Below are 24,438 nucleotides of genomic sequence, written 5' to 3' on the forward strand. Positions count from 1 at the left end.
TCATTCCTCCGCTGGAAGAGGTACGAATGGTGAAATGATGACCGATTCGGGAGGCGTGTCGAACATGGAGGACAATGAAATGACTTCTGTATCGCCAATGAGAAATACCGAGGAACTGGCTACCCCGATGATTCTCACGTCACCTACGAAAAGTTGTTTGTTTTCCACATGTAAGTTCAGCATATTTTAGCCTTCCTTCCTTGGTAAACTGGATATGTAACTCTCAATTGCACTGATTATGTCTTTTTTTGTTTTCTCAAAGATGCTGGTTGTAACGGCCTCCATCGGTTCTTTGAAACCAACGCCGCGATACTGATTGACATAAAGCTGAATGCGGGTGTCTAGCTGTTTACGGATATCATCGATAATGAGGGCTTTGTAATCCTCGTCCAGTGGATACTGATATTTGTTCTCCAGATTTTGCATATCGGCATGAACACCATATTGCAAATATTGTTCTATCCCGCTAGAGATCTCCTGTTGCATGCCAAAACCAGAAGTATTTCCTTGTCCCTGATCTGGTCTTTGATGCCCCGTCCCTTGACCTTGACCTTGACCTTGACCTTGACCCTGATCTTGCCCTTGCTCTTGTGGTCTCTGCCCTATTCCATACCATTGACTTATTCCTTGCCCTTGCCCTTGCATTTGCCCTTGCATTTGCCCTTGCCCTTGCCCTTGCCCCTGAAAAAAAGCATTCGCATCAGCTCCAGCATTTTTGCCCACGGAGGCACCATTCACTGTAAGGTCATCGATATGGTCAAGTAAGCTGGGGCTGATACCGATTGTTAAGGTTCCGTCGAGCTTTTCGACTTTGAGTTGATCGAATTTATATTCAATTTTATCGATGTGGACGCCCTTCTGATTTTTCAAGGCGTTAAGGTCCGTTTGCAGTTTGGTTACGGTTTGTTCGAGCTTATCGATTCGCTGTTTCTGCATTTCAATATAGGCGGTGACCTGCTGAGCCCATTGCTGCCAAGTTATACAATTATTCATCTAGGAAAGGCACCTCCTTCCATTTTCAATCAGCTTGTAACTTCGCGTTGGGGTATATATTAAGTTGGCGGTGGTAAAGGAACCAGAGAAACTGGGTTGATTGCGCTTGCTCCCATCTCTGGAGCGGATTCAACGAAGCCGCCTGTATTGTAAAGATTAGATAATGATCGGATAGATCCGGCGGTGCCAATTTGCAGAACGGAGGAGTTAGCCACTGAGTCCACTTTTAAATGCTGAATCATAATGGTCTGATGGATGGTCCAGTTCATTTTGGATGAACACCTCGCTCAGGTTAATAGATGAATTGATTTAAATGATTATTCCGCTGGCATTGTTTTCGATAAGGTCGGAATCGTTGGTTACGGTGGTGCTATAGGCATTATAGATACGAGGGAAGTCCCCGGTATTAAATGAGCCTGCTCCGGCAAAAGTTTTGGAGGAGCTGTTAGGTGCGATGATGAAGGAATCGCCGAAATGGACGACGGAGCTCGGCCCCACGCTGATGATTTTGACATTCCCTACGATAGATGGCATAGTCGATCCCCCTTGCGCTTATCACAACTATAGTATATGAGGGTATTCGCCTAGAGGTGCCCTGTTTTTCGTTTGGGTGTCACATCAGGGAGTAGGCACATATACTGCTAGTGAAAATGAGGTGATGGGCTTGAGCGGGTTTAATCGCCATCCTTGGCTAAAGTGGGAGCAAGTTGAGAAGTTTCTTGGGCAAAAGCTGCCTTTCGGTGAAAATGGGCAGACCTTTCTAGATAATATGACGTGGGCCGAGGGATATGTACAGGACATGCTGAAAAAAGCGATGCCGGGTTTGGATGCCAATCTCTCTTCCCAGAGATATGCGGGCTCAGAAACCTTTGAGACGCATGAACATGTCATCATTAAAGTGAAGATTGCCAAAGATGAAGATCCAAGAGCGCTTCAGGTGTTTGTGAAATCCAATCAGATTAAGCTTACCGGCTTTCTCAGCGGCAAGAACCGAATCATTAAGCTACCGACCCTTGTGCAGCCAAGGACGGCTAGAGTGAGCTACAAACAACGTCTGCTGCAGATCAAGGTGCGCAAGCGAGGCTTAAAGGAGAACTATGTTGAGGCGTACATCCGTTACTAGCGAGTCAGGAAGGCGGAATACTTTTTGTCCTTCTGATTCGTAGGTGAAAAACAAAAACCCTCAAGCCATATGGCTTGAGGGTTATCCTTATTGTACTATAGGACGCGGCGAGCGGTCATGTAACGGGAAGACCAAGTTCCGCTGTGAATGTTAGTAATACGGACTCCGCCTGCACCATATGTTTGCAGCAGGTTGCCGTTACCCATATAGATGGCTACATGGTTAATGACGCCGGGTTTACCAGGAATAGAGAAGAACACGAGATCGCCTGTGCGAAGGTTGCTTCTGGATACGTAGCTTCCGACATGGGATTGCTGTTTAGAAGTCCGCGGCAGGTTTACGCCAACCCGCTTGAACACGTATTGAGTGAAGGAAGAGCAGTCAAATGTTCGCGTTTGACCCGCTTTTGCACCGAATTTATAAGGTCTTCCCAAATAGTTTTTACCGATCGAAATTACTTGACTGCCGCGAGAAGTTGCTGTGATTGAGGCATCAATGGCTCCCGCTGCCCCGGCTTGATGAGGCGCACTCACCATTCCTGCAGAAAGTCCTATGGAAACGGTCAAAGCCGCTACGACTAGTTTCTTATACCATGTTTGTTGTTGGTTTTTCATCTGGTTTGCCTCCTTAGAGTTTTCGCAAGAAAACTTGCGTTGTAAGCTTATGCTGAGTTTTCATTAGAAAACTGGCTTCGCATGACTCTTCTACTGAGCTAACTTGTGGGGTGTTCGTCCACCTAAGCCCAAGTATACCAGATGAAATTCAACCTAATATTTACCTTGCAACCCTGAGGCCAGTGGGATCAAAGGTGTTAAGGTGAATTCTGAGAATATGATGAGAATCCCATTATAATGTTCTTATTGACACGTTTTTGGCAGCGTAATCAAAACGGTAGTTCCTTGGCCTAAGCAACTTTTGAGCTGAATGGTCCCCTCGTGCTTCTGAACGATATGTTGCGCAATAGCCAGTCCCAGACCCACTCCGCCTTGCTTACGATTCCTTGCTTTATCCGCCCGATAGAAGCGGTCAAAAAGGTGGGGTAAGTCACTTTCCGCGATGCCAATGCCTTGATCAATGACTTCGATGGTAACCCACTTGTTCTCTGTAGCGCCGATTTTCAACACAACCATTTGCTGGCTGTATTTGAGCGCGTTATCTAGCAATATAATAAGAAGCTGCCTGATCTTATAAGGATCTCCGATCATATGAAGCTCTTTCAAGTCTTGCTCAATCTGTACCTCAATCTCTCTGCAAGAGGTGACTCTAAGAGAGGCTGCGGTTTGCTCTACAATCGGAAGGAGATCGAAGGAGGTCCTTTGTTCACAGTTCTCTCGCCGATTATCGGTAAGGGAAAGCAGGTTTTGCGTAAGAATCTTTAATTGGGCTGATTCGGAGACGATGGCTTCGAGCGCTTCTTCACGCAACTTATCATCCCGGAAAGCCCATCTACGCAGTAAACTAGCATAGCTCTCAATGATCGTAAGCGGTGTACGCAGCTCGTGTGAGGCATCTGCAAGGAATTGCTCCTGCTTTTGAAACATCTCCTGCAGCCTATCAATCATCCTATTAAATGTTGCACCAAGCATCGTTAATTCATCATTTGTGAGCTTGTCAGGCATGGCGATGTGCTTGAATGAGCCGCTTTTCTCAATGTTTTGCATAGTGGTGACTAAATGCTGAAGCGGACGAAAAAGAGCATTCGTGTAGAAATAACCCCCAAGGAGAGCAAGAATAAGAGCACCTATGGAAGTTAATAAAAGAATAGAGATGAGCATATTTGAATATTCGCCCAACCTTCGCAGGCTGCGTCCAATTTCTAAAATAGCGACCTGATGACCTTCTTTGAACACAGGCGTTTTCACAAATATAAAAATACCGTCCGACGCTGTTTCTAAGATTACCGTTTCTTTGTTTACATAACTGGGAGAAAAGTGAAGCAGCTTCGGGTCGGAATATAATTGATAAACGACTTTCGAATCGGGAGCAATATACCGAAGCATTTCTTGCGGAATGAGGAGCTCATCCATCAGCGAGTTGTTCTGCCAATACTCAGGGTGGCTAGGTAAATCCTTCAGAATTAGAGTGCGGGCCTTTTCTTTCAGCAGCTCCACTTCACCCTTGGTCGTAACTCGGATGAACATGTAGTAGACAAAAGTGAAGCTGAAAAAGAGGATCAACATCAGTCCTGCAGAAACCCACAGTGTGATTTTCAGCTTAAGGCTCATGAGGGCGTCTGCCTATCTTTAGGGACAGCTTCACCAGCTGAATCGTCCGCCTCTTTGCTTGTGGAAGGTTCAACCTTCAGCAAGTAGCCGATACCGCGTATCGTCTGAATGAGCTTGGAGGAGAAGGGCTTGTCCACCTTCTGCCGCAAATATCGGATATACACGTCAACCACATTCGTATCTCCTATGAAATCATATCCCCAAACCTCAGAAATGATCTGCTCCCGCGACATCACTTCGTCCTTGTGTTGAATCAAGAAGCGCAGTAAATCAAATTCCGTAGGCGTTAATTCGATCGATGTACCTTCTCGGGTAACGGCTCTACTCTTCAAATCCATGCTCAGATCGTCCACTTTAAGTAAATAAGGCTGCTCTGCCGGCTGATCCTGCAGGCTTCTCTGCCGGAGTAAGCTGCGAATGCGAGCAAGCAGTTCAATTGTGGCAAAAGGCTTTGTCACATAGTCATTAGCGCCTTGGTCGAGTCCGCTGACTCGGTCCCGGACGTCATCGCGTGCCGTCAACAGGATAATGGGAAGGGTAGCGTTTACCTGCCTTATTCGGCGAAGCACCTCTAGACCGCTCAACTCCGGAAGCATGACGTCAAGCAGGATAAGCTCCCAGTCCTCCGACTCGTTTAAGGCTGCATTCAGTCCCGAGCGCCCATCTGCTCTTGTATGTACCTCATAGCCTTCATGCTCCAGCTCCAGCTGAAGCACCCTAGCGATGCGTTCTTCGTCCTCAATTAGCAATATGCGGCTCATGGCGGATAGATTTCACTCCTAACGGCTCGCTGATGGTCAGCGGTGTCGACTCGTTCTTTATTTTCTCTATTCGGTACATTTACATACATATGTGAAAAGCCCAGTCTTTGGGGGAGTGTCTCGTTAGCGTTCATCTGCCTATTCCGCATTCCTTCTTTGTGACATAAGATAACGCATAATAGACTGATGAAGGAGTAGGACAGATGAGTATATCCCCGAAAAAGAAGGTGCACATCAAAACTAACCAGAAAGTAGCGATTTTACTGCAAGACCACGATGCTACCGCAAGAGTCTATGTGGAGATTCAAGGGGAGCTCAAATCGCGGGAGGTTATGGTTGAGGCGCTAAAACGGTTAGAAGACGGATTGATCTATGCAGACGAGAATTGTACGGAGTTAATCGAGAGTGAGTATATTGAAGTTTTCCCTAAAAAAACCCCCTATCGCCGAGAAGAAGAGGATTTCGTTTTCCTCATTGATCGTGCGTATGCAGAAGACTACCTCGTATCAGCCAAAATCATCAAATAATGTTTAGATTAGAGCATATGAAAAACCCCTTATCGATAGTTCTGAAGGCCGAAGCCTTCGAGAACTGTTAATAAGGGGTCTTTTTCAATTGAGACTATTAGTTTTTATGAACAATAGGAGCTGTTTCTACTGAAGTCAAACGGTCATAGAAATCTACAAAGTTATTTCTTTCATCTGAGCTAAGCTGAGCCATAGCAGTACGCGGATGCTCATCAAGCGCTCCTACGATCATGTAAGGAATGAGATAGCCCCAATCCCATTTTTGACGCATAGTAATCATGTGTTTCTCGATAATTTCAAGTACGGGACGAATGTCGTAACGTGCTCCTTTTAAATAGCTAAGAAGTAGCTCCGTCGTACAATTCCCTGCTGCGCGGCCCATTCCATAAACGGAGGAATCAAGGAAAGTCACGCCTTTGGATGCACCGGCAATTGTATTTGCGAAAGCAAGCTGCAGGTTGTTGTGCATATGTAAGCCGAGTTCTTTCTCAGGAAGCAGACGTTGGAACTTCGTTACGAGGTACTCAATATCTTTATGATCCATACTGCCGTAGGAGTCTACGATATAGACAACGTCAACTGGGCTTTTATTGATTTCTTCGAAAGCTTCAACCAGCTCATTTTCCATAACGTGGGAAAGCGCCATAATGTTAAGAGACGTTTCGTAGCCCATGTTATTGAACTTTTGAACAAGCTCAAGGCCTTTATCAACGTCTTTGATGTAACAAGCAACGCGGATCAGGTCAAGTAAGCTGTCTTCACGAGGTAAAATGTCATTCTCATCGACACGGCCGATATCTACAAGAGCAGATAGTTTCGTATCGGTCTTTTTGGTAATAACGTCACGAAGGAAGGATTCATTCAAGAATCTCCAAGGACCGGATGCTCCGCCTTTAAGCAGTTTTTCCGAGTTTTTATAACCAATTTCCATATATTCTACACCGGCTGCACTTAAGCCGCGATACATGTCTTGGACAAATTCCACGCTAAAATCCCAATCGTTCACCAAACCGCCGTCCCGAATCGTACAATCCAAAATCTTGTGCTGATGCTGCTTAACCATACTCGTATTGCCCCTTTCGACTGCTTATATCGCTTCTGATTTTGCTATATTATCACTTATGTAGAGGCTGCTTGTCAATGCAGCAGTGTGCGTTTGTGACAACTTTCGCAGGGAGGATATGGTAAAATATGAAGAGGAGTACTAGATTACTTGAAGGGGCCTAATTGAATGAATCGTAACGAGTGGTCATTAGCAAGAGAGGTTGCTGTTGAAGCGGCAATGAAAGCAGGAGAACTGGCAAGAGAGCGTTTCGGAGGTAAGCTGACCATTCAGCATAAGGATGATCGTGGCGATTTGGTCACCGAAGTAGATGTGCAGGCGGATCGTTTGATTGTGGAAGACATCCTGGCGGTATTTCCGAGTCATCGTATATATAGTGAAGAAGCAGGTGAAGGAGGGGAAGCCAGCGATTGGGTATGGCATGTCGATCCTTTGGATGGAACGAATAATTTCGCATTGGGCATACCGCTTTATGGAGTTTGCATCTCTTTGAGCTATCAGGGACAAATTGTCCTAGGGGTAATCCGTGATTCGGCCTTGGGGCTAAATTACGTGGCTGTTAAGGACGAAGGTGCTTGGCAGGAGGATGTGAAGCTTGAGGCGAAGCCGAAAGGTCCGTTGATCAAGTCAACAATTTCATGGATTCAAGGCCATGGGGTTGGTAAGGACAATCACAGAGCGTTGGGACTAAGGCATCATCTAGAGCATTCGGTTAAAAGAGTGCTGCGCTTGTGGGCACCGTCTTTGACCTGGGCAATGCTGGCCAGAGGCGACCTGCATGGTGTCGTGCTGTACAACTCCGAAGGTGAGGATTTGTACGCGGGCTTGCTGCTCGCGCAGGAGGCCGGCGTGAAGGTGACGGATTTCGCGGGTAATCCGGTAGCTATGCTTGGGGGCTCGGGTGCGAGTGCAAATGCAGGTGTAAGTACAAGCTCCGAAGTTGGGATAGAGATGGCACAGGCGGTTTACTTGGTGGCTGCTGTACCAGAATATCATGCGGAGCTGCTGACATTCGTGCAGAAAGCCATCAAAGTAGAATAATGTGGGAACAATATGCAGATGATAATGGCATACTTTGCATGATGAGGAAGAAAGGATGCTATGCGATGAAGAGCTTTGTTCCTATATTTTTTGAATTTGATAAGGAGCGGGATGCGCTCCTTGCGCTTGATACGCTGGACGAGCTCGGCTACAAGCCGGAACTACTGGGCGGAGATATGTCCACTGTGCACATCCATCTTGATGCACAGGAGATAACATCTGCGCTAGAAATTGCCCAATCGCACGGCGGGCGCTTAATGGATCGCCCGCAGGTCGAGTCAGAGTCAGCGATATACAACATGGCGTATGATCTGGAGGGTTCCATCCGCATTCCGGCCCACACCGTGAATGAGGATTGGTCCGAGAGCTACGCCGAGGCGAACGTATCGCCCGTAACCGACGCAGTGCCGAGCGAGGAAGAGGCGGCCTTTGACCCGTCCGCTGACGATTACAACCATTTCAGCGCCGGTATCCGGATGTGAAATGGTGCGGGGGAGGCTGCGCGGAAGCGAAAGTAAGCAAACTCTGCGCGAATGAGTGAGCTTGTTGAGCGAGGTGCGAACAGGCTTGAGGCACGCGAAAGCAGAGAGATAGCGATGAAAAACATCGCTAACTCGCGCCCGCGGCCGAGCAACCCCGCCATAAGGATGAAAAACATCCTTATGAGGGGCGTAACCCGCGTGAGGCACGCGAAAGCGGAGCCATAGCGATGAAAAACATCGCTAACTCGCGCCCGCGGCCGAGCAACCCCGCCATAAGGATGAAAAACATCCTTATGAGGGGTGAAACCCGCGTGAGGCACGCGAAAGATGAGCCATAGCGATGAAAAACATCGCTAACTCGCGCCCGCGGCCGAGCAACCCCGCCATAAGGATGAAAAACATCCTTATGAGGGGTGAAACCCGCGTGAGACACGCGAAAGATGAGCCATAGCGATGAAATACATCGCTATCTCGGCACCGCGGCCGAGCAACCAGGCCAACCCTCACAAATCTCATATTCCCACTCATCCCGTGGACGCTCCCAAGCACTAACCGAACGAGGTTAGTGCTTTTTATGTATTCCCCTATCTGGATTTTTGGGGAAATTGGGGAATTTAAGGAAGGCAAGTTGTACAGCGTACAACAATTTTCTTAATTTCACCCCGGAAAGCTCAGAATGTTGTATGTTGTACAACAATTTATCCTTTTTATTGGCGATAGAGCCACTTTTGGCTGAAACTGTTGTATTTTCTGCAACAATCGCATGTATAAAGTGGATTTAGCTTGCTTATTGTTGTATAAAGTACAACAACACATGGCTAAGGCATCGAGTGTTTAAACATTCGATGCCTTAGTCGTACCATCAATTCAACCTTTGCAACAACTCTCGCCAAAGGACTGGGTAAGCCGATTATTCAGCTACAATTTCACTTTTTCAATACGATCTAGGCATGCGCCTTTTTATTGTAGATACCACAGAATTCGTAACCTTTACCATCATTACCGCGTCTGGTGAGATAAGGAAGTAAATTTGTGGAGGAGTGATTCGGATGAGACGCATGGTGGAGATCGTTTTGGTGGCAGCAATAATAAGTGTGATGACCGGATGCATGGATGAGCAAACAAAAGGTGCCACGGGTACAAGCAGCAGCAGTCCACAATCGACATCGATTGTCTCTCCTACAGCTTCTCCAGCACCGCCAGCGCCAACCTCCCCAACACCAGCACCAGCACTCACGCCTGCTCCAACAGTACAAGTGCCTCTCCCCACTGCTACGCCTAGTATCAAACCAAGTCCGACCTCGTTCGCCAAAGAAGCCGACGCGAAAAAAGCAATCGAAAGCCGAGCCAAAGAAACGATACAAGTGCTGAAGCAGCAAGACATGAAAAAGCTCACAGAGCTGATCCATCCGAAGAAAGGTGTACAATTCTCGCCGTACTCCTATATTCATGTGACGAGTGATGTCCAGGTTCTAGGCAGCGGGCTTGCAGCCCTTTGGGCAAATACCAGCACGACACACTGGGGCGATTACGACGGTTCAGGTGATCCCATTGATCTCACTTTTCCCGACTATTGGGATAAATTCGTATATAACGAAGATTTTGCAGCCGCACCACAAATAAGTTATAACATTATTCTTGGCAAAGGGAATATGATTAATAATGTATTCAGTGTATATCCGACGACTTCAGCGATTACGGTGGAGTATCATTATCCCGGTCTAGATCCGCAGTTTCAGGGGATGGACTGGACCAGTCTTAGGCTTGTTTACGAGAACTCAGGCACTCAGTGGTATTTAGTTGCTATTGTGCATGACCAGCATACAATGTAATTACATTTTCCAATTTAAATTAAACGTAAAAGCCGTATTAAACCTCGATTGATCCGTGGAATAGTTCGGTTTTTTCGTACTTTTTAAAATAAATCATTGACAGGTTCCGTCGAATGTCATATTCTTATCCCATAAAACCGAGTAACATCGTAGGAATTAAGGAGATGATTCTAGTGAACAACAATCTAGTGACCGCATTTCAATCCAACTGGGTCAGCCTAGTCGTATCAATTATCATTATCGGGGTCCTCGTCTTATTGGCGAAAAAAAGAGTTAGCTTTGGCAACCGTGTTTTCATTGGTTTAGGGCTTGGTTTAGTAGCAGGGGTAGCTTTTAATCAACTGGGGCTCCAATTTAAAAGTGTTAGTACGATCGGAACGATCTATGTAAATTTGATCAAAATGCTCGTTATGCCTTTAGTACTTATTCTAGTCATAAACAGTATTTCATCGTTATCCAGTCTAGGTCAGCTGCGTAAACTGGGTTTGAAAACGATCGGTTGGTTCTTGCTAACAACAGGGATCGCGGCGCTGATCGGTTTGGTTGTCGCCTTGGCGATTGATCCGGGTAACGGAATTGCACAGGCTGTACCGAAAGATTTTAAAGCAAGAGAAATTCCTACGTTCTCACAGGTTATTCTGGACTTGGTACCTTCCAATCCAATTAACGATATGGCGACTGGGAAAGTTGTACCGGTTCTGATCTTCGCGATTTTTGTTGCTGTGGCGATTGTGCATGTCGGTTCGAAAAAGCCGGAAAGTGTAGCAGCCGTTAAATCGTTTATTACATCAGCAACAGCTGTGATCCACCAAGTAGTTAAGTATGTTATTCGTCTGACACCTTATGGGGTGTACGCGTTAATCGCAGCGATGGCTGCCAAATATGGTTTGGATACACTTGCTCCTCTGGCTAAAATTATCCTAACTTCTTATGTAGCTTTGATCATTCACTTCGTGTTGATCTTCGGTGGTTTGGTTCTTTTCGTGGCAAAAGTAAACCCAATCAAGTTCTTCAAAAAGGCTTATCCGACAATTGCTGTCGCATTCACAACACGAAGCAGTTATGCAACGCTGCCTGTGAATTTGGAAGTAATTACGAAGCGCCTTCGTGTATCACCACGTATTGCAAGCTTCGTGGCACCGCTTGGGGCAACGATGAACTTCAATGGCTGTGGCGGGGTTTGGCCGGCGGTTGTGGCTATTTTCGTAGCAAAGGTCTACAATCTTCCGCTTGGCGTTCCTGAATACCTGATTCTTATCTTGGTTAGTGTGGTTTCCTCCATTGGTGTGGCCGGCGTTCCGGGTCCAGCTGCGATTTCGACAACAGTTGTACTTACAGCTTTAGGCTTGCCTTTGGAAGGTATGGGTCTTGTGCTTGGTGTTGAGGCACTGATCGACATGGGTCGTACAGCGGTTAATGCTACAGGTACAACAGTTACGGCATTGCTCGTGGCTGAGTCTGAGGGAGAATTCGATCGTGCAGCATTTGATCGTGACGAAGAAGATGACCTCGATGTGGCTACAGCATAATCAATGAACAAAAGGAAGAAGGACCTGCATCTTAGGATGAGGGTCCTTCTTTTTTTATGCCTGCTGAGCAGCATTTTTGCCAGCCATATAACCAGTAGAAAATGCCGCGGTAATGTTATAACCGCCTGTATAGCCGTGAATATCGAGGATCTCACCGCAGAAATAAAGCCCATTCACCAGCTTAGACTGCATCGTGCTTGGATCGATTTCTTTAAGCTGAACGCCGCCGCCTGTGACGAAAGCTTCCTCTATAGAGAGTGTTCCTTTGACGATAACAGGGAAGGCTTTCATCAGCTTGCAGAGCTCGAGCCATTTTTGCTTCGGGATGTTATCGTACGTAAGCTGATCATCTAAGCCAGACTTCTCGAGCATGATCGGGATTAATCGATCGGATAAAAGAGTCTTAAGCACGTTTTTGATCGCTTTCTTGGCGTCGGCTTTGGCGAGAGCCATGCTTTGGTTGTAAACGTCGTCCGTGCTTTGATCCGGGAAGAGGTCCACAGTGAGCAGGACTTCCTTGAGCTCTGACTTGTTGAGCTCTTTTACGACGAATTGACTACAGCGCAGCGCAATCGGCCCTGATAAGCCAAAATGAGTAAATAATAATCACCCCCAAATCTATTGAAATCAGCATACTCTATGAATATACTGGAAAAAGATTGATTATTAATACAGTTAAATATAGTAGGGGAATTGAAGTTATAGATGGTATCGTCGGATAAGGTGGGATAGCTTGGGGTATCAAGAACTTCTTAAATTGGTAAACATAATGGACAATAAATTAAGGTTAGAAAGTTTTGCTAGAATATACACAGTGAAAAAGTTGGAAGGATTACATTATGCTAGTTTTCTTCCAGATAAGAATATTCTCTCCATCTCAAGGCCTGACCATACAACAGTTCATGAAGCCACATCATTTCTTATTTCAAGGAGAAGTAGTGGTAAGGCAATTAATACAGTAAGAAATGAAGCGAATGATTTGAAAAAATTCTTAGACTTTATTTTGATTTGGGAGATTCAATTATTAGAATCGGATTTGTTAGTTGTATTAGAAGGGTTCACAGACTATTTACAGCTAATTAGAACTGATGTGGGCATAGAAGATGCTTTAGAGTGGGTAGCTCTAAATGCGATTCCTTTAAATAGCTGGGGGGAATCTGAAGGTAAAGTTACTAATATTCATAGAGATGAATTTGGAAAGCTACAGCGCTCTGTGACTAGTAGTTACTCAAGTACGAGTATAAATAAAATTGTGCGTACAACTGTGCAGTACCTTCAATTCTTGAAGAAGAAGTCGTCGTATTATGCTTCACTTCAAATTAACGAGTTACCACATAAGAGTAAAGTGTTGAGAGGTTTTGTTTCGAGTATTGCTGGAGAAAAGCGAGTTGCAACAATTGATATCTCATCAATAACTAGAGACGTAGGAGTTAAACCTCAATACTATGGTTTAAAAAGTTTGAAGGTAGACTCGATATTTACACTGGAACAAACAGATCAATTTATAGATATGGCAAGTAGTTATCAGGATAAGCTTCTTTTTAATATTTTGCGTTTCTTAGGTCCACGGGAAAGTGAAGCAGCAGGCATTTGGATAGATCCTAGTTCCCTTCCAAACAATTTACTAAGGATGGATTACCATAAGGCTAAAAGGCTAATAAAACAAGGCATAAAGGGCGACATAGACTTTTACGAAAAAGATAACAAGGGATTTTGGGTTTGCAAGATTAAGGATAGGGATAATCCGGATTTTAGGTCAGGGCATAAAAAGGATGGGGAATATAGGGAAGTACCATGGCTGTTTTCTCAAGAGGTATTCCTGAACTTACTTTATGAAGCCTTAAGAGAACGTCAAATATTAATGAGAAACATAGAAGTGGATCATGGATTTTTATTTGTATCTAGAGATAGAAAAAATCAAGGGCGCCCAATAACCGGGAAATCTGTAGCGAAGAAATATGAAAACATAAATAGACAACTGACTCGAGAAAGAAATATAGACCTTTCCGATTATAGTCCCCATACGTTTAGACATTTTTATGCTACATATCTATTAAAAAAACTGAATATTCAAATAGATGATGTGAGTAGATGGTTAGGACATAGAAGTACGGAAACGACTCGTACAACTTACTCACACTGGATTCCTAATACAAATAGTTCAGAAAGTGATGGAAAGGTACAAGACATCTTGGAGACCTTTAAAACAACAAAATAATAAGGGGGAGTGCACAAATGAGTTATCAATGGTTGTCATGGGAAGATTTTTCAAATCTTTATTTAGAGGCATTTACCGACGTAAACAAATATCCAGGTAAACATCGAAGAGCATATATTAATAGTAATTTGAAGCATCTGAAGTTAATCGTGGAACAACTTCACTGTAAATTTAACGATGGGAGAGAATGGTTAGAAGCTAGTCAAGAAGACAAAAGAGGCTTTAGGGAAGGACATTTCACCGAAATGTGTTACATAATTCCATGGTACCTAACTATTTATCGTGAGCATAAAAATGAAATCGATCTTGATATGATATTAAAGTATTTCCAATCAGATAATACTTCGTCGCAGATTCAGTATTATTGGTCCAAATTATATGGTTTAATAACAGATCATGAAGATCAGATGATTTCTAAAAGTACCGCCTTTACGCGTACTGGATTCAGAAAATTCCTAGCTATACATACTATAATCACAAATAAGCCATTCCATAGTTTTAACGACGATGATAGCAAATTTGCAACTATGATTAGTTATCCAAATATTAATCGATATAATCCAAAGGTATTACAAGACCTGCGTATTAGATTGGGCTACTCTAATGTTCGAATTATGCAGAAAAAAAGAACGGTTCTTGAGAGGCTCTTAAGCCATGAAAATCCAGTATGGGCGGAGCTCGTATCCAAATATTATAATTATTTGCAAGTTGCTGATGCTGGTGAATTTAATTTAAATAGAATGAGTAATATTTTAAATAAATTATTTGAATATCTAAAAGAAGAGAATAAAAATGATTGTACATCATTTGAAAAATGTGATTTCAGAAAATTAACTAGTAGGTTTAAGCATGGGCGTAAAAAAGAGGTAAGTAAAGCATATCTAATAAGTAAAGTGTTTCATTTAAAAAAGTTTTTTGAATGGGGAGTGGGTGCATTCCCTTTATTTTTCCCAACTCAATTGAATTTCCCAGATGAAGAATGGGCTAGTTTATCAAAGAAAGCCTCAAAGGCATATATAAACAGTGAAGGGTTTGCTCCCTCTTCCGATGAAGTTGCAAAGAAAATGGTAGAAGGTATTTATAATTATGTTCCTGAAAATGAAAGCGAAGCATTATGCAGATGGTTTTGGATGATAGTTGCTAGTGCACCTCCAAGATTTAGTTTTGTAATGAATCTAGAAAGCAAACAAGCTTTGAAACCGTTACCTAACCACCCTGAAGCTTTTGGATTATATTCACAAGATGAAGATAAGGCAGGAAACAAGTACGGACAATTCCCTATTCTAGATCCGATAGGTCTAGAAGCAATTACTGAAATGCAAAATAGAGCTGATCAACTCAAACTAAAACCAATTTGGAATAAAAAGTACAATAGAGAATTCGTACACTTGTTCCAGTTGGATCAACCACCATGGATGATTTCACAAGCTGCTGTTCGACGTTTTTTTGATAAAGTGAAATTAGAGGTACTAAATGAGGATGAACTATCTGAGCGTATAAGTGCTCATGGCTATAGAACTTATTTATTAACTCATATTGCAATGAAAACAGGCAGTCTTGAGGCTGTTCGTGTTGCTGCAGGACATAGAAATGAAGAAATGACAAGACTGTACTTAAAGAGCAGGGTTTCTAGGAACGCTTTACTTCATCGTGTGCTTTCAAAATATGAGCAAGGTGAGGTGAGTGGTAAATTCTATGTAAGGTTGCTTCAGTTTCTCACATCGGAGGATCCCCCAATCGAAGATATGATGAATGCGTTCACAACGGAAATGGCATTAGATGAATTTTTACTTAAATATGGAAAACGAGTGGAAATGGGCTTTTGTTTAAGTCAAGAATCTTGTGATAACTGGTATAAATGCTGGGGGTGTCAGCATTTTCTAATGCGCCGCGAGGAGATACAAGATGCAATAGTTGTTCTAGTTAAACAAATTATTAACATGAGGGCAATAATTAAGCATAGCACTAATTATACGTCCAAGAACTCCATAGCAGCTGGTCAAATGAGATCAATTTCTTTAATAATAAAGAGACTAACTGAACTTGGACTCAAGGAAGAGAAGATAGACGAAATGGTTTTGGAAACTCTAAATAAATACACAAAAAAGGAAGCTAAATAATGAGTTCAGTAGCTACTGTTGAAAGTATTCCAAAAATCATGTGTGAAGTAGGAGTTGATAGACACTTTACAAAAATGGAGTGGGAATTAATCTGCGCTGAATCCTGGAGTAAAATAGAATATCTCACAGAAATTCCAATACAAAAATTTAGTAATCTTACTTTTTATAAATCACTAAAAAAACCCGAAAAACGCTATGTTAATTATTTATTACTGTATCAAAGAGTAGTATTGTCATGGAAGGACACATTCTCATTTAATTTTTTTAACTTACCTATACAGAATATTCCTAATTTTGGACTGTTAAGCAATAATATTGAGGAGCATTTTGAATCATTATTTCAGCTAGAAATAAATAATGAATATAAACAGAAACAATTCGAAAATGCTATTTTGAATATGACTTTATGTATTTGGGCTGCTGGGTACGGGCTTTATAAAAGTGAGGGCAGAAAACAAGTCAATGATGAAATACTAGTGATTTTGAAAAAAAAATTTGAGGAGCGCAACGACAGGAAAAGGAGCAGTGCATTAGTTAAACTAAGCGTAATACTAGAAAAGGAAAAAGAATCACCTGTAACGAGCAGGATAAATACACGAAGGGTTCCAAAATCAAAAATGGAGCTTGAAAAGGATGGATGGGATATTATATTATGCGAATACGATTCAGAATTGACTAAAAGTTTTTATGAATTCGTATTTAGTTACAAGTTAAATCATGTAAAGGATTTAGATATAAAAGTCGCCACCAATAAGGTTGATTTTGCAAATAAAGTAAGAACTGCGACAAGACTAATAACATTATCTAGCTGGGCAAGTGAGTCTGCTATGATGAGAGGGTATTTAAAATATTTTAATAGTTTTGGACTAAATACACCTTCAGAATTAATTTCAGGGGGGATAGAGAAAATACTAATTCATGTTAGTCGTAAATGGGCTCGGCAAAAAATAGTTAATATTCGATATTTACTAAAACAATGGTTAACATTTTACATAGATAAATATGACCTGAATTTGGTTGTTAACACAGTGATTCCACACTCAATGAGAAGGAAACCAAAGCAGTTTGGAAAGGTACTAAATTTAGGTAACGCTTATACATTAATCGAAGCACTATTAGATGAGCAAACACCTTACATTAATGAGAATGTTTTATTAGAGTTTCGTTGTAGAAGAGTATGTCTAATCCAATTAGCGACGGGATCTAGGGTCACAGCGATATGTTTATTGCTAAAAGATTGCATATCAACAGACTATTATGGAAACAAGTGGTTGCATTTACATAAAACGAAAAACGGTAAGCCTCAGGTAGTCAAGGCTACTGACGATGTTCAAAATTGGGTGGAGCAATCCTCTAAGTTAGCTCCAAAAGACAAGGTGCTTTCTCCGAAAAACGATAGGTACTTCGGTGATGGTTTAACTGAGTATCGGTTATTCGCAAACAGAACCGAGATAGCTACTTTAACAATTAACCAAATAAGTAAATTCTTAGTTAAGATTCAAAAAAGACTTTGGCCTGATATTCCTAGAGATGAGTATTTCACGTCTCATGACTTTAGGAGAATGCATGCCATTTATATGGTTATGAAAAAGAAAAGCAAACATGAGATTCAAGATCAATTAGGCCACAGTAGCCCCAATTCATTAATTCCTTATTTAGCGACTTCTTCACCCGAGATTCAACAATATTATAGTGAGATTTATAAAGAAGGTATTTGGGGTAACGTTATAAATAAGCTAGAAGAGCCAACAGATCTTGAACTTGACCCACTTCTTGAACAAGCAGCAAAAGTTGTACAAACTGAAGATAAAGAGCAATTTGTGTCCTCTCTCATCGAGAAGTTCAAGGGCGAAGAAGCGGAGTTTGGCTTTTCTAACGATACTTCGTTTATACCAATAAATAATGTCTCTGCTGGATTTCCGAGATTCACTCATAACTGTGTCGCGCATGAAATGCTAAACTGTGGTCATACAGAACTTCATTGTTTTAAATGCAATTACTATAAACCTGATGACGATAAATATAACGAGCATATTGCCGAAATATTTAGGTTTATGTTACTGGCATTGCGCGGGGAAGAAATGGCGAAATCAAAACGTGATACCATACAGAAAGAACTAGTCAGTATACGTTCACACGACATCATTGAGCTAATTGACGAATCTTTTCCTAAGTTATTAGAGAAAAAATTCTCGATTAGCCCAAAAGAGATACCCAAACTGAAAAAAGGTTTATGGGACAAAGCCAAGAGTTACTGGAAAAAATATAAGCAAACCAAGCCAATATTAACTTTTGAAGAAGCACTTCAATACTTGAAAGAAGGAAAATTGGAATGGGTCGGAAAAGAAGCTTCACAATGAGTGAATTGAAATATGAAGCAGGGCAAGTTAAGAGGCATATTATAAACGAGTACAAAAAGGGTAGATTATTAAAAATAGTTAAAAAGGACGTATTTTTACTCATTGCAAATCGTCCTAAAATTAATTTGAAAAGTGACCGCACTCTATGGGAAGGCGAAGTTTGGATTTACCTTGACGAGTGGTACTCGAAGTTAGAAAAAGAAGTAGAAGAAATTAAGAGTACTCTAGATCAACAAGGTAATAGTCATGAAACTTCAGTTGATCATAAAGATTTAGCTGATCTTATGGATAAGAATCGTAAACAAAGGGATTTAATCTCTGAGTACAGAAAGGCTCTTCAAGTATTAAGAGAAGAGAATGAAAAATTAAGGATCTTACTAATTGAGAAGCATGGCTCTATAGACCTGGTATGAAGATAAGAGTCGGAGGAGGTAGCAATAATTAATAGAGAAGCATACTCAAATCAATTAAGCGAAGGAATATCAGAGATGGAAGCTACCGTTGAGAGACTTCGCGAAGAGATTAAGGAGTTACTAAAAGAGCGAGATGCTTTACTGATTGGAAATTCAACTTTGTATGAAAAACGATGTAAAGTGTTCCCTGATTTTTAAAAAGTGCCCCTTCTCTAGAAGAGCGAGGGGCACTTTTGCTTATTCAGATATAGACATCGCTGCATTTTTACCTGCAGTATAACCTGATGAAAAAGCTGCCGTAATGTTGTACCCACCGGTATATCCATGAATATCAAGGACTTCTCCACAAAAGTATAATCCATTCATGAGCTTGGATTGCATTGTTTTAGGATCGATCTCTTTTAGATTAACACCACCGCCTGTTACGAAGGCTTCTTCAATGGAGAGAGTACCTGATATTTTGATTGGAAAGGCCTTAATTAATTTGCTTAATGCCATCCAATTTTGTTTAGGTATATTATCATGTGTAAGTTGTTCATCGAGTTCAGCCTTCTGTAAAAGCAAAGGGATGAGCCGTTCATTCAGATACCCTCTGAGAACGTTTTTAATGGCCTTTTTAGGCTCGTTCTTAGTTAAAGCGAGGGTTTCATCATATACCTCGCCAAGCGCTTTATTTGGCTGGAAATCAACAGTAAGTATAGTATCTTTTAGGCCGCTCTTCGATAATTCTTTTACAACAAATTGACTACATCTCAATGCAATTGGTCCAGAAATACCAAAATGAGTGAATAGCATATCACCACTATGAGAAATTATTGGCTTGCCTTTACTATTCCATACCGTCAATGTTACGTCTCTAAGTGAAAGCCCCTGTAATTCGCGACTTTTGATAAATGTATCATTAGAGGTTAGAGGGACTTCGGTAGGAAACAGCTCGGTAATGGAATGACCTGCATCTTTGGCCCATAAATAACCGTCTCCAGTAGAACCCGTATGTGGGACGGATTTGCCGCCGGAAGCAACAATCACATTCTTGCTACGAATGGTTTCACCAGATTTTAAACGTACCCCAGAGACTGAGCCATTATTAAAATTGATGTTATCTACAGGGCTATTAATTCTTATATCAACACCTTGTTTCCGAACTTGATTAACAAGCGCGTCTACAACCGTTTTAGCTTTATCACTTACAGGGAACATGCGGCCGTTGTCTTCTTCTTTAAGACGAATTCCGAGATTTTCAAAAAACTCAATAATATCCTTGTTACTAAAATTACTGAATGCACTATGTAGAAAGCGACCATTGCCAGGAATATGTTTGATTAAATCATCTGTTTCTTTATTATTTGTAACGTTACATCTGCCCCCACCAGAGATCCCAAGCTTACGCCCTAATTTATCTCCCTTATCTAGGAGAAGAACTTTAGCTCCACTTAAGCTGGCAGCTATACTTGCCATTAAACCGGCAGATCCTCCACCGACCACAATTACATCATATGCCATACAAAACTCCTTGACTCATTTTTGCAAATTGTATCATTAATTAGAACTAAACCCAAATAAGATGAGAACTCACAACTATTTAAATAACAAGATATCCTTAATAATTCTGTATATCGTCTTCAACTCATCTAATTTAAGGTTAACCAAGAGAAGGTCTATTTTATTAAGGATTTCATTTTTTTCTTTAGTTGTTCTGTCTTTTTTTTCCTCAAATAATTGCGAGGGGTTAATATTCAACACTTCAGAAATTTTTTGTATCGTTTCAAGTGTCATATTTACTTCTCCTCGTTCTATTTTACCGAGATAGGATTGATCTATGTTTAATAGCGCTCCAAGTTCCTCTTGTGATAATTGTGCAGCTTTTCTGTAGAATCTAACTTTCTTTCCAACGCTTGCAAAGAACTTCGACATATCCTCACCTCTCTATTAACAGAGTAGGTAAGTCCATGTAAAGTATGAAGTGTAATATACTACTTAATACCATTTGAAAATAGGTGTTATATAACCTAAAATAAGGTTACACTAACCTATAAGGAGAATAACACCATGAGCAATTTGATGAGCCATCACGTTATTGAAAACGTGATTCAATATAAAATGCGTGGAAAAGTCGCTTATCTGGGTAACTTGTCTACGACATCTGCCTTACAACTCACCTATGTGAAGCCATTTGACCATCCTTCAGGTAAAGGATATCAACGTCCTGTTGATATTAAAAGATGTAATGATTTTGCTATGTACCTTTCAAAGGGGGATAATGCATTATTTACCCCGATTTTGTTGAATGCGGAAGCTAAATGGGAGTTCTCAACTTATGATAAAACTAGGCCGTCCTATGGTAGGCTAATATGCAAGGAAAAGGCATCACTAATGGATGGACAACATAGATTAGGTGGAATTAAACGTTATGCACAGGATACGAACTCAGAAATAAACGTTCCTTTCTTAGCATTTCACTTTCTCGATGAGGATGAAGAAATTCAGCTATTTGATACAATAAATACAAAGGCAAAAGGAATCGGCATTTCTCTAAGTAGATACTTACGCAGATATTCTGATGATTTCAGTTGGATAGCTACCGAGCTTATTGTTCGAAGCGATAGTCCATTTCATTTCATTGGTACGATTACTGGTAAACGGAGTACAGGTAGACATGTTACCTTGCAGAATTTATATAAAATATTAGAGTTTATGTTGAAGGCAAATCATGTAGCAAATTTATCTAAGGATGAAAAACTCATGATAGTCTTGGTGTACTTTAATGCTTTTAAAGAACATTTCAATATGGAATGGTTGGATTATAAGGAATATAGAATCACTCATATCGTTTGTTTAAATGCTCTTGCAATGGCAGGGGCTGTGATTTTTGCGAAATGTGTTTCTGAGGAAAAGAAGCAAATTGATTATAAACGAATGGCAAGCTATGTGAAGAAGCTTAAAGCTATAGATTGGTCCAGTTACGGTCCATTTAAGTATATTAAAGGTATAAGTGGATCTCGAACGTTATCGGCAGAATTGGTATCACAGATGTTATCGGAATAACTAGTAAAAGTTGATTGCCAGATAACATGGTGTCCATTCTAAGTCACTATAATATCACCTGCAAAACATCGAGCAATTGTGTTAAGAGGTAGGATATACTTAATAGATAATAAAATAACACCAGTGTAGGGGAATATCCGTTGTACTGGCCTTTGGGTGCCCGGTGCCAATGTAGATAACTACATTCAATCGGCGATAATCAAAGCGATTAAGTAGAGTAACTAAAAGCCGTAATCAATATGATTACGGCTTTTTCGATTCGAGCTCTGATTCGGGCTTGTTCGCTCAGGGATTCATCTTCCTTTAAGTGCGTAGAAAACTGGGAATGATATTGCAGCTGCAACACTAAAACAAACAATTGAACTGGATATTATTAATTTCTTCATTCTACAAGGCTCCTTACTTCCTTCAAGTTCCATTAGTCATAGATTCCTCTAAGGTGTACCATTATTATGGGTGATGAAGAAAATGTTTATTCCTCCAATGCTACTCCAATACAGTAAAAACAATCTGCCTTTTAATGATCCTTCCACTTTTGCAGAACTCAAGTGGGATGGGATACGTTTAATCGTTTCAAATATGGATGAACTACACTTATATACTAAAAACACGAATGCAACGTTCAAATATCCAGAACTACACAATCCGCCAATCCCAAAAGGAACTATTCTGGACGGTGAAATCGTGGTGCTAGACGAACATGGGAAGGCTAATTTTGAAGCGACGAATGCGGGTTTCCGTTCTAGTAAGAAGCGTAAACCAGTCGTATTTATGGCTTTTGATATCTTATACCACCGCGGCGTAGATGTTACCGCATTGCCCTTAGAGGTTCGCAAGGGATTACTTGAAGAAGCTGTGCAAGAAAATGAAAATTATAGGATAGTTCGGCCAATACAGGGCAGCACAACTGATTTCTTTAAACTTATTTGTCAACATGGCTTGGAAGGCATAGTCATAAAGAAAAAATCTTCTAAGTACGAGAAAGATACACGTTCCTGGTCATGGCAGAAGGTTATCAATTATCAGATGGCTGAATGTTTCATAACGGGGTACAGCAAGAAAGAACATTCATGGCTGCTAGGCTATCCAGATGGTGACAGGATCCGTCCGGTTGGAGCGATGGAACTAGGAATAACACCGTCAGCTCGGCAATCAATGTGGCCAGTATTTCAGGCATACAAAAGTGGAGAGAGCAAGGAATACGTCTACGTGCAGCCGTTAGTGCGTTGCAAAGTGAAATATCGGGACTGGTACAAGTCGGGAGCTATGCGATTACCGGTGTTCGAAGAGTTTATTGTTTAGGGGGGAGATCATGGAATACCGAGTGAAGCACAAGGGAACTGGTGAAGAGAAGACCCTGAGTCACTTTGAAGTGAATGATATGGTGTATGGTGAGGCCGGGCAGGTTATTGTTTTTGACACAGCAATGGTGGCATATGTACTTATTGTCGACGACGAGGATTTGATATGCTCTTGATTGTAAATATATAAAATAATAAAACAGCAAAGAAAATTAAGATATAAATCCAATTATTATAAATGAAAGCAAGTGTAATTAAGAAAACCCAAGCCATAATGTGTTCTACACACCTTTCCAGAACTACTAAAACTAAAAGCCCTATGGGATGCTTTCCCACAGGGCTTTCGTATTGTCCGTCCGGTGCTTCCGGTACAAGTTGATATTACCATCTATTTCCAAGTTTGTCGATTGTTTTTTATTTGAGGCTAATTCGGTTACTTCAAATTTTGAACTTAGACTGCCGCTGCCGTTGATTGATTAAGCTATCGTTCTCCGTTAGTTGAATGCTGCAACGATACCAATAGACCAAATGGCTAGGGCAAAAAATAAAGCGCACCAAAACATTTCAACGCCATAACTTCTTTTATTAACGATTTTTTCAATCGCTTTCAGTAAAGCAACAACAAAGAGAAACCCAAAAATAGGAAGAATATAAGCGGTGATAAAGCCAAAAATCACCATAACAGCACCTCCTCGATGGACTTTTAAGTCATTACCTTTACTACGCTTCCAACGAATGAATGTTGCGTCTTCCACCCAAATCGTATTGGCGTAAACTGCACGTTAGGTGAGCGAAAGGCTGCCGATCGTGCCGGCAGCCTCCCATTGCTGTGTATTGAAACAAACGTTCTGCTATATCTTAATACGCTATTCACTACTTCGTACAACTTCTCCAAATAATTTTGGTTTATTAATTTCAAACTGTTGAATTAAATCTCCGCCAAAGATACTAATTGTTTGTTCCCATGGATGCCCTAAATATCCCCATGTGAAATCTTTATTAATAAATAGATAATAATCACCATCTGGGTAAAAGGAAATGGTTCTCGGTGGACCCAAATGGGGAAAATATCGAAACGATTCGTGTTGCCAATCTAAGGCATACAGATATTCGTCAGGTTCAGTTACTGATTTAAGGCATGCAACGCACTTTCTCTCTAAATCGTCTATGTCGTCATCCGTATAACTAGTCAATTTATAAGTAATATTTGGCGATGGTAAACTAAAGGAAGGCCAATCACTACTATGAATACTTGGTTTAAAATTGAAATGTTCATAAAATTTATCCCATACTATTCGATAAAGATCATTTGATAAAGGAACCCAATTAATCATTAGCACACCTCGGATATACTCATCATTTAAATTCCAGATCAATACTAACATATTTTGTGCAATTTTAATGG

25 protein-coding genes and 1 pseudogene are annotated in these 24,438 nt (G+C 41.3%); 13 read left to right on the top strand and 13 right to left on the bottom strand.

All coding sequences use genetic code 11. The annotated features are described in order from the left end of the window. Genes AC58UU_RS26650 through AC58UU_RS26665 form a run of 4 tightly spaced genes read right to left on the bottom strand, consistent with a single transcriptional unit; the run spans position 1 to position 1,527 of the window. Positions 1-183: a spore germination protein GerPD gene (locus AC58UU_RS26650; protein WP_497320185.1), complete on the bottom strand. Its 183-nt coding sequence runs from the start codon at positions 181-183 to the stop codon at positions 1-3. 3 nt (positions 184-186) lie between these two features. Beyond that, entirely contained in the window at positions 187-993 is an 807-nt protein-coding gene (gene gerPC, locus AC58UU_RS26655) for a spore germination protein GerPC (protein WP_497320186.1), read from the bottom strand. 59 nt (positions 994-1,052) lie between these two features. Beyond that, on the bottom strand, positions 1,053-1,262 hold the full coding sequence (locus tag AC58UU_RS26660) for a spore germination protein GerPB (RefSeq protein WP_497320187.1): 210 nt from the start codon (positions 1,260-1,262) through the stop codon (positions 1,053-1,055). A gap of 40 nt (positions 1,263-1,302) precedes the next feature. Next, positions 1,303-1,527 carry a spore germination protein gene (locus AC58UU_RS26665; protein ID WP_047678721.1) on the bottom strand — a complete coding sequence of 75 codons (225 nt, stop codon included), beginning with the start codon at positions 1,525-1,527 and terminating at the stop codon, positions 1,303-1,305. A 76-nt stretch (positions 1,528-1,603) separates the two neighbouring features. On the opposite strand from AC58UU_RS26665, the gene AC58UU_RS26670 reads away from it, so the two are divergent. Next, positions 1,604-2,116, top strand: coding sequence for an Hsp20/alpha crystallin family protein (locus tag AC58UU_RS26670; protein WP_497320188.1), 513 nt, complete (start codon positions 1,604-1,606; stop codon positions 2,114-2,116). A 95-nt stretch (positions 2,117-2,211) separates the two neighbouring features. On the opposite strand, the gene AC58UU_RS26675 is transcribed toward AC58UU_RS26670, so the two are convergent. The 3 genes from AC58UU_RS26675 to AC58UU_RS26685 form a co-directional block, all read right to left on the bottom strand. Next, complete coding sequence (locus AC58UU_RS26675; protein ID WP_497320189.1) at positions 2,212-2,730, bottom strand: C40 family peptidase; 519 nt, start codon at positions 2,728-2,730, stop codon at positions 2,212-2,214. 243 nt (positions 2,731-2,973) lie between these two features. After that, positions 2,974-4,341, bottom strand: a complete 1,368-nt coding sequence (locus AC58UU_RS26680) for a sensor histidine kinase (RefSeq protein WP_497320190.1) — start codon at positions 4,339-4,341, stop codon at positions 2,974-2,976. Then, complete coding sequence (locus tag AC58UU_RS26685) at positions 4,338-5,102, bottom strand: response regulator transcription factor (protein WP_497320191.1); 765 nt, start codon at positions 5,100-5,102, stop codon at positions 4,338-4,340. Before AC58UU_RS26685 ends, AC58UU_RS26680 begins: the two co-directional genes overlap by 4 nt. Positions 5,103-5,305: 203 nt before the next feature. On the opposite strand from AC58UU_RS26685, the gene AC58UU_RS26690 reads away from it, so the two are divergent. Then, the gene (locus AC58UU_RS26690) at positions 5,306-5,629 is read left to right on the top strand and encodes a hypothetical protein (RefSeq protein WP_497320193.1); all 324 of its coding nucleotides are present in this window, start codon (positions 5,306-5,308) and stop codon (positions 5,627-5,629) included. Between the two features lie 97 nt (positions 5,630-5,726). Here the strand turns inward: AC58UU_RS26690 and AC58UU_RS26695 are convergent, their stop codons facing one another. After that, positions 5,727-6,692, bottom strand: coding sequence for an aldolase catalytic domain-containing protein (locus AC58UU_RS26695; RefSeq protein WP_497320195.1), 966 nt, complete (start codon positions 6,690-6,692; stop codon positions 5,727-5,729). Between the two features lie 168 nt (positions 6,693-6,860). Here AC58UU_RS26695 and AC58UU_RS26700 point away from each other — a divergent pair, with 168 nt between their 5' ends. The 4 genes from AC58UU_RS26700 (at position 6,861) to AC58UU_RS26715 (ending at position 11,576) form a co-directional block, all read left to right on the top strand. Beyond that, on the top strand, positions 6,861-7,733 hold the full coding sequence (locus AC58UU_RS26700; protein ID WP_497320196.1) for an inositol monophosphatase family protein: 873 nt from the start codon (positions 6,861-6,863) through the stop codon (positions 7,731-7,733). Between the two features lie 65 nt (positions 7,734-7,798). Then, entirely contained in the window at positions 7,799-8,215 is a 417-nt protein-coding gene (locus AC58UU_RS26705; protein ID WP_497320198.1) for a hypothetical protein, read from the top strand. Positions 8,216-9,264: 1,049 nt separating this feature from the next. Next, on the top strand, positions 9,265-10,047 hold the full coding sequence (locus tag AC58UU_RS26710) for a hypothetical protein (protein WP_497320199.1): 783 nt from the start codon (positions 9,265-9,267) through the stop codon (positions 10,045-10,047). 173 nt (positions 10,048-10,220) lie between these two features. Beyond that, a complete protein-coding gene (locus AC58UU_RS26715) occupies positions 10,221-11,576 on the top strand; it encodes a dicarboxylate/amino acid:cation symporter (protein WP_497320201.1) in 1,356 nt (451 codons plus the stop codon). A gap of 54 nt (positions 11,577-11,630) precedes the next feature. On the opposite strand, the pseudogene AC58UU_RS26720 reads toward AC58UU_RS26715, so the two are convergent. Then, a pseudogene (locus AC58UU_RS26720) lies at positions 11,631-12,182 on the bottom strand (aminoacetone oxidase family FAD-binding enzyme); the annotation flags it as partial. Between the two features lie 127 nt (positions 12,183-12,309). Here AC58UU_RS26720 and AC58UU_RS26725 point away from each other — a divergent pair. The 4 genes from AC58UU_RS26725 to AC58UU_RS26740 are packed head-to-tail and all read left to right on the top strand — an operon-like array spanning position 12,310 to position 18,687. Further along, positions 12,310-13,794: a tyrosine-type recombinase/integrase gene (locus tag AC58UU_RS26725; protein WP_497320203.1), complete on the top strand. Its 1,485-nt coding sequence runs from the start codon at positions 12,310-12,312 to the stop codon at positions 13,792-13,794. A 17-nt stretch (positions 13,795-13,811) separates the two neighbouring features. Next, positions 13,812-15,914, top strand: a complete 2,103-nt coding sequence (locus tag AC58UU_RS26730) for a site-specific integrase (protein ID WP_497320205.1) — start codon at positions 13,812-13,814, stop codon at positions 15,912-15,914. Next, positions 15,914-18,274, top strand: coding sequence for a tyrosine-type recombinase/integrase (locus tag AC58UU_RS26735; RefSeq protein WP_497320206.1), 2,361 nt, complete (start codon positions 15,914-15,916; stop codon positions 18,272-18,274). The genes AC58UU_RS26730 and AC58UU_RS26735 overlap by 1 nt, the downstream gene beginning before the upstream one ends. Next, positions 18,271-18,687, top strand: coding sequence for a hypothetical protein (locus AC58UU_RS26740; protein ID WP_497320207.1), 417 nt, complete (start codon positions 18,271-18,273; stop codon positions 18,685-18,687). Before AC58UU_RS26735 ends, AC58UU_RS26740 begins: the two co-directional genes overlap by 4 nt. 237 nt (positions 18,688-18,924) lie before the next feature. On the opposite strand, the gene AC58UU_RS26745 is transcribed toward AC58UU_RS26740, so the two are convergent. Further along, on the bottom strand, positions 18,925-20,190 hold the full coding sequence (locus AC58UU_RS26745) for a BaiN/RdsA family NAD(P)/FAD-dependent oxidoreductase (protein ID WP_497320208.1): 1,266 nt from the start codon (positions 20,188-20,190) through the stop codon (positions 18,925-18,927). 75 nt (positions 20,191-20,265) lie between these two features. Further along, complete coding sequence (locus AC58UU_RS26750; protein WP_497320209.1) at positions 20,266-20,601, bottom strand: helix-turn-helix domain-containing protein; 336 nt, start codon at positions 20,599-20,601, stop codon at positions 20,266-20,268. Positions 20,602-20,736: 135 nt separating this feature from the next. On the opposite strand from AC58UU_RS26750, the gene AC58UU_RS26755 reads away from it, so the two are divergent. From AC58UU_RS26755 to AC58UU_RS26765, 3 genes are all read left to right on the top strand, one after another. Further along, positions 20,737-21,732 (top strand): DGQHR domain-containing protein, encoded by a 996-nt coding sequence (locus tag AC58UU_RS26755; protein WP_497320211.1) that lies wholly within the window; start codon positions 20,737-20,739, stop codon positions 21,730-21,732. Between the two features lie 468 nt (positions 21,733-22,200). Further along, positions 22,201-23,034 (top strand): ATP-dependent DNA ligase, encoded by an 834-nt coding sequence (locus AC58UU_RS26760; RefSeq protein ID WP_497320213.1) that lies wholly within the window; start codon positions 22,201-22,203, stop codon positions 23,032-23,034. A 10-nt stretch (positions 23,035-23,044) separates the two neighbouring features. Continuing rightward, complete coding sequence (locus AC58UU_RS26765) at positions 23,045-23,209, top strand: hypothetical protein (protein ID WP_497320215.1); 165 nt, start codon at positions 23,045-23,047, stop codon at positions 23,207-23,209. A gap of 318 nt (positions 23,210-23,527) precedes the next feature. On the opposite strand, the gene AC58UU_RS26770 is transcribed toward AC58UU_RS26765, so the two are convergent. Continuing rightward, positions 23,528-23,713 carry a hypothetical protein gene (locus AC58UU_RS26770; RefSeq protein ID WP_497320217.1) on the bottom strand — a complete coding sequence of 62 codons (186 nt, stop codon included), beginning with the start codon at positions 23,711-23,713 and terminating at the stop codon, positions 23,528-23,530. Positions 23,714-23,899: 186 nt separating this feature from the next. Next, on the bottom strand, positions 23,900-24,418 hold the full coding sequence (locus AC58UU_RS26775) for a DUF2716 domain-containing protein (protein ID WP_497320218.1): 519 nt from the start codon (positions 24,416-24,418) through the stop codon (positions 23,900-23,902). Positions 24,419-24,438 lie beyond the last annotated feature (20 nt).

The organism is Paenibacillus sp. JT22N1, assembly GCF_059692155.1.

Bases quoted from the DNA above. Each gene is read 5' to 3' on its own strand.
- AC58UU_RS26760 (WP_497320213.1), top strand. From the start codon at position 22,201: ATGTTTATTCCTCCAATGCTACTCCAATACAGTAAAAACAATCTGCCT.
- gerPC (WP_497320186.1), bottom strand. From the start codon at position 993: ATGAATAATTGTATAACTTGGCAGCAATGGGCTCAGCAGGTCACCGCC.
- AC58UU_RS26755 (WP_497320211.1), top strand. From the start codon at position 20,737: ATGAGCAATTTGATGAGCCATCACGTTATTGAAAACGTGATTCAATAT.
- AC58UU_RS26750 (WP_497320209.1), bottom strand. From the start codon at position 20,601: ATGTCGAAGTTCTTTGCAAGCGTTGGAAAGAAAGTTAGATTCTACAGA.
- AC58UU_RS26775 (WP_497320218.1), bottom strand. From the start codon at position 24,418: ATGTTAGTATTGATCTGGAATTTAAATGATGAGTATATCCGAGGTGTG.
- AC58UU_RS26765 (WP_497320215.1), top strand. From the start codon at position 23,045: ATGGAATACCGAGTGAAGCACAAGGGAACTGGTGAAGAGAAGACCCTG.
- AC58UU_RS26740 (WP_497320207.1), top strand. From the start codon at position 18,271: ATGAGTGAATTGAAATATGAAGCAGGGCAAGTTAAGAGGCATATTATA.
- AC58UU_RS26700 (WP_497320196.1), top strand. From the start codon at position 6,861: ATGAATCGTAACGAGTGGTCATTAGCAAGAGAGGTTGCTGTTGAAGCG.
- AC58UU_RS26695 (WP_497320195.1), bottom strand. From the start codon at position 6,692: ATGGTTAAGCAGCATCAGCACAAGATTTTGGATTGTACGATTCGGGAC.
- AC58UU_RS26705 (WP_497320198.1), top strand. From the start codon at position 7,799: ATGAAGAGCTTTGTTCCTATATTTTTTGAATTTGATAAGGAGCGGGAT.
- AC58UU_RS26675 (WP_497320189.1), bottom strand. From the start codon at position 2,730: ATGAAAAACCAACAACAAACATGGTATAAGAAACTAGTCGTAGCGGCT.
- AC58UU_RS26660 (WP_497320187.1), bottom strand. From the start codon at position 1,262: ATGAACTGGACCATCCATCAGACCATTATGATTCAGCATTTAAAAGTG.
- AC58UU_RS26710 (WP_497320199.1), top strand. From the start codon at position 9,265: ATGAGACGCATGGTGGAGATCGTTTTGGTGGCAGCAATAATAAGTGTG.
- AC58UU_RS26650 (WP_497320185.1), bottom strand. From the start codon at position 183: ATGCTGAACTTACATGTGGAAAACAAACAACTTTTCGTAGGTGACGTG.
- AC58UU_RS26680 (WP_497320190.1), bottom strand. From the start codon at position 4,341: ATGAGCCTTAAGCTGAAAATCACACTGTGGGTTTCTGCAGGACTGATG.
- AC58UU_RS26735 (WP_497320206.1), top strand. From the start codon at position 15,914: ATGAGTTCAGTAGCTACTGTTGAAAGTATTCCAAAAATCATGTGTGAA.
- AC58UU_RS26730 (WP_497320205.1), top strand. From the start codon at position 13,812: ATGAGTTATCAATGGTTGTCATGGGAAGATTTTTCAAATCTTTATTTA.
- AC58UU_RS26770 (WP_497320217.1), bottom strand. From the start codon at position 23,713: ATGGTGATTTTTGGCTTTATCACCGCTTATATTCTTCCTATTTTTGGG.
- AC58UU_RS26745 (WP_497320208.1), bottom strand. From the start codon at position 20,190: ATGGCATATGATGTAATTGTGGTCGGTGGAGGATCTGCCGGTTTAATG.
- AC58UU_RS26690 (WP_497320193.1), top strand. From the start codon at position 5,306: ATGAGTATATCCCCGAAAAAGAAGGTGCACATCAAAACTAACCAGAAA.
- AC58UU_RS26665 (WP_047678721.1), bottom strand. From the start codon at position 1,527: ATGCCATCTATCGTAGGGAATGTCAAAATCATCAGCGTGGGGCCGAGC.
- AC58UU_RS26685 (WP_497320191.1), bottom strand. From the start codon at position 5,102: ATGAGCCGCATATTGCTAATTGAGGACGAAGAACGCATCGCTAGGGTG.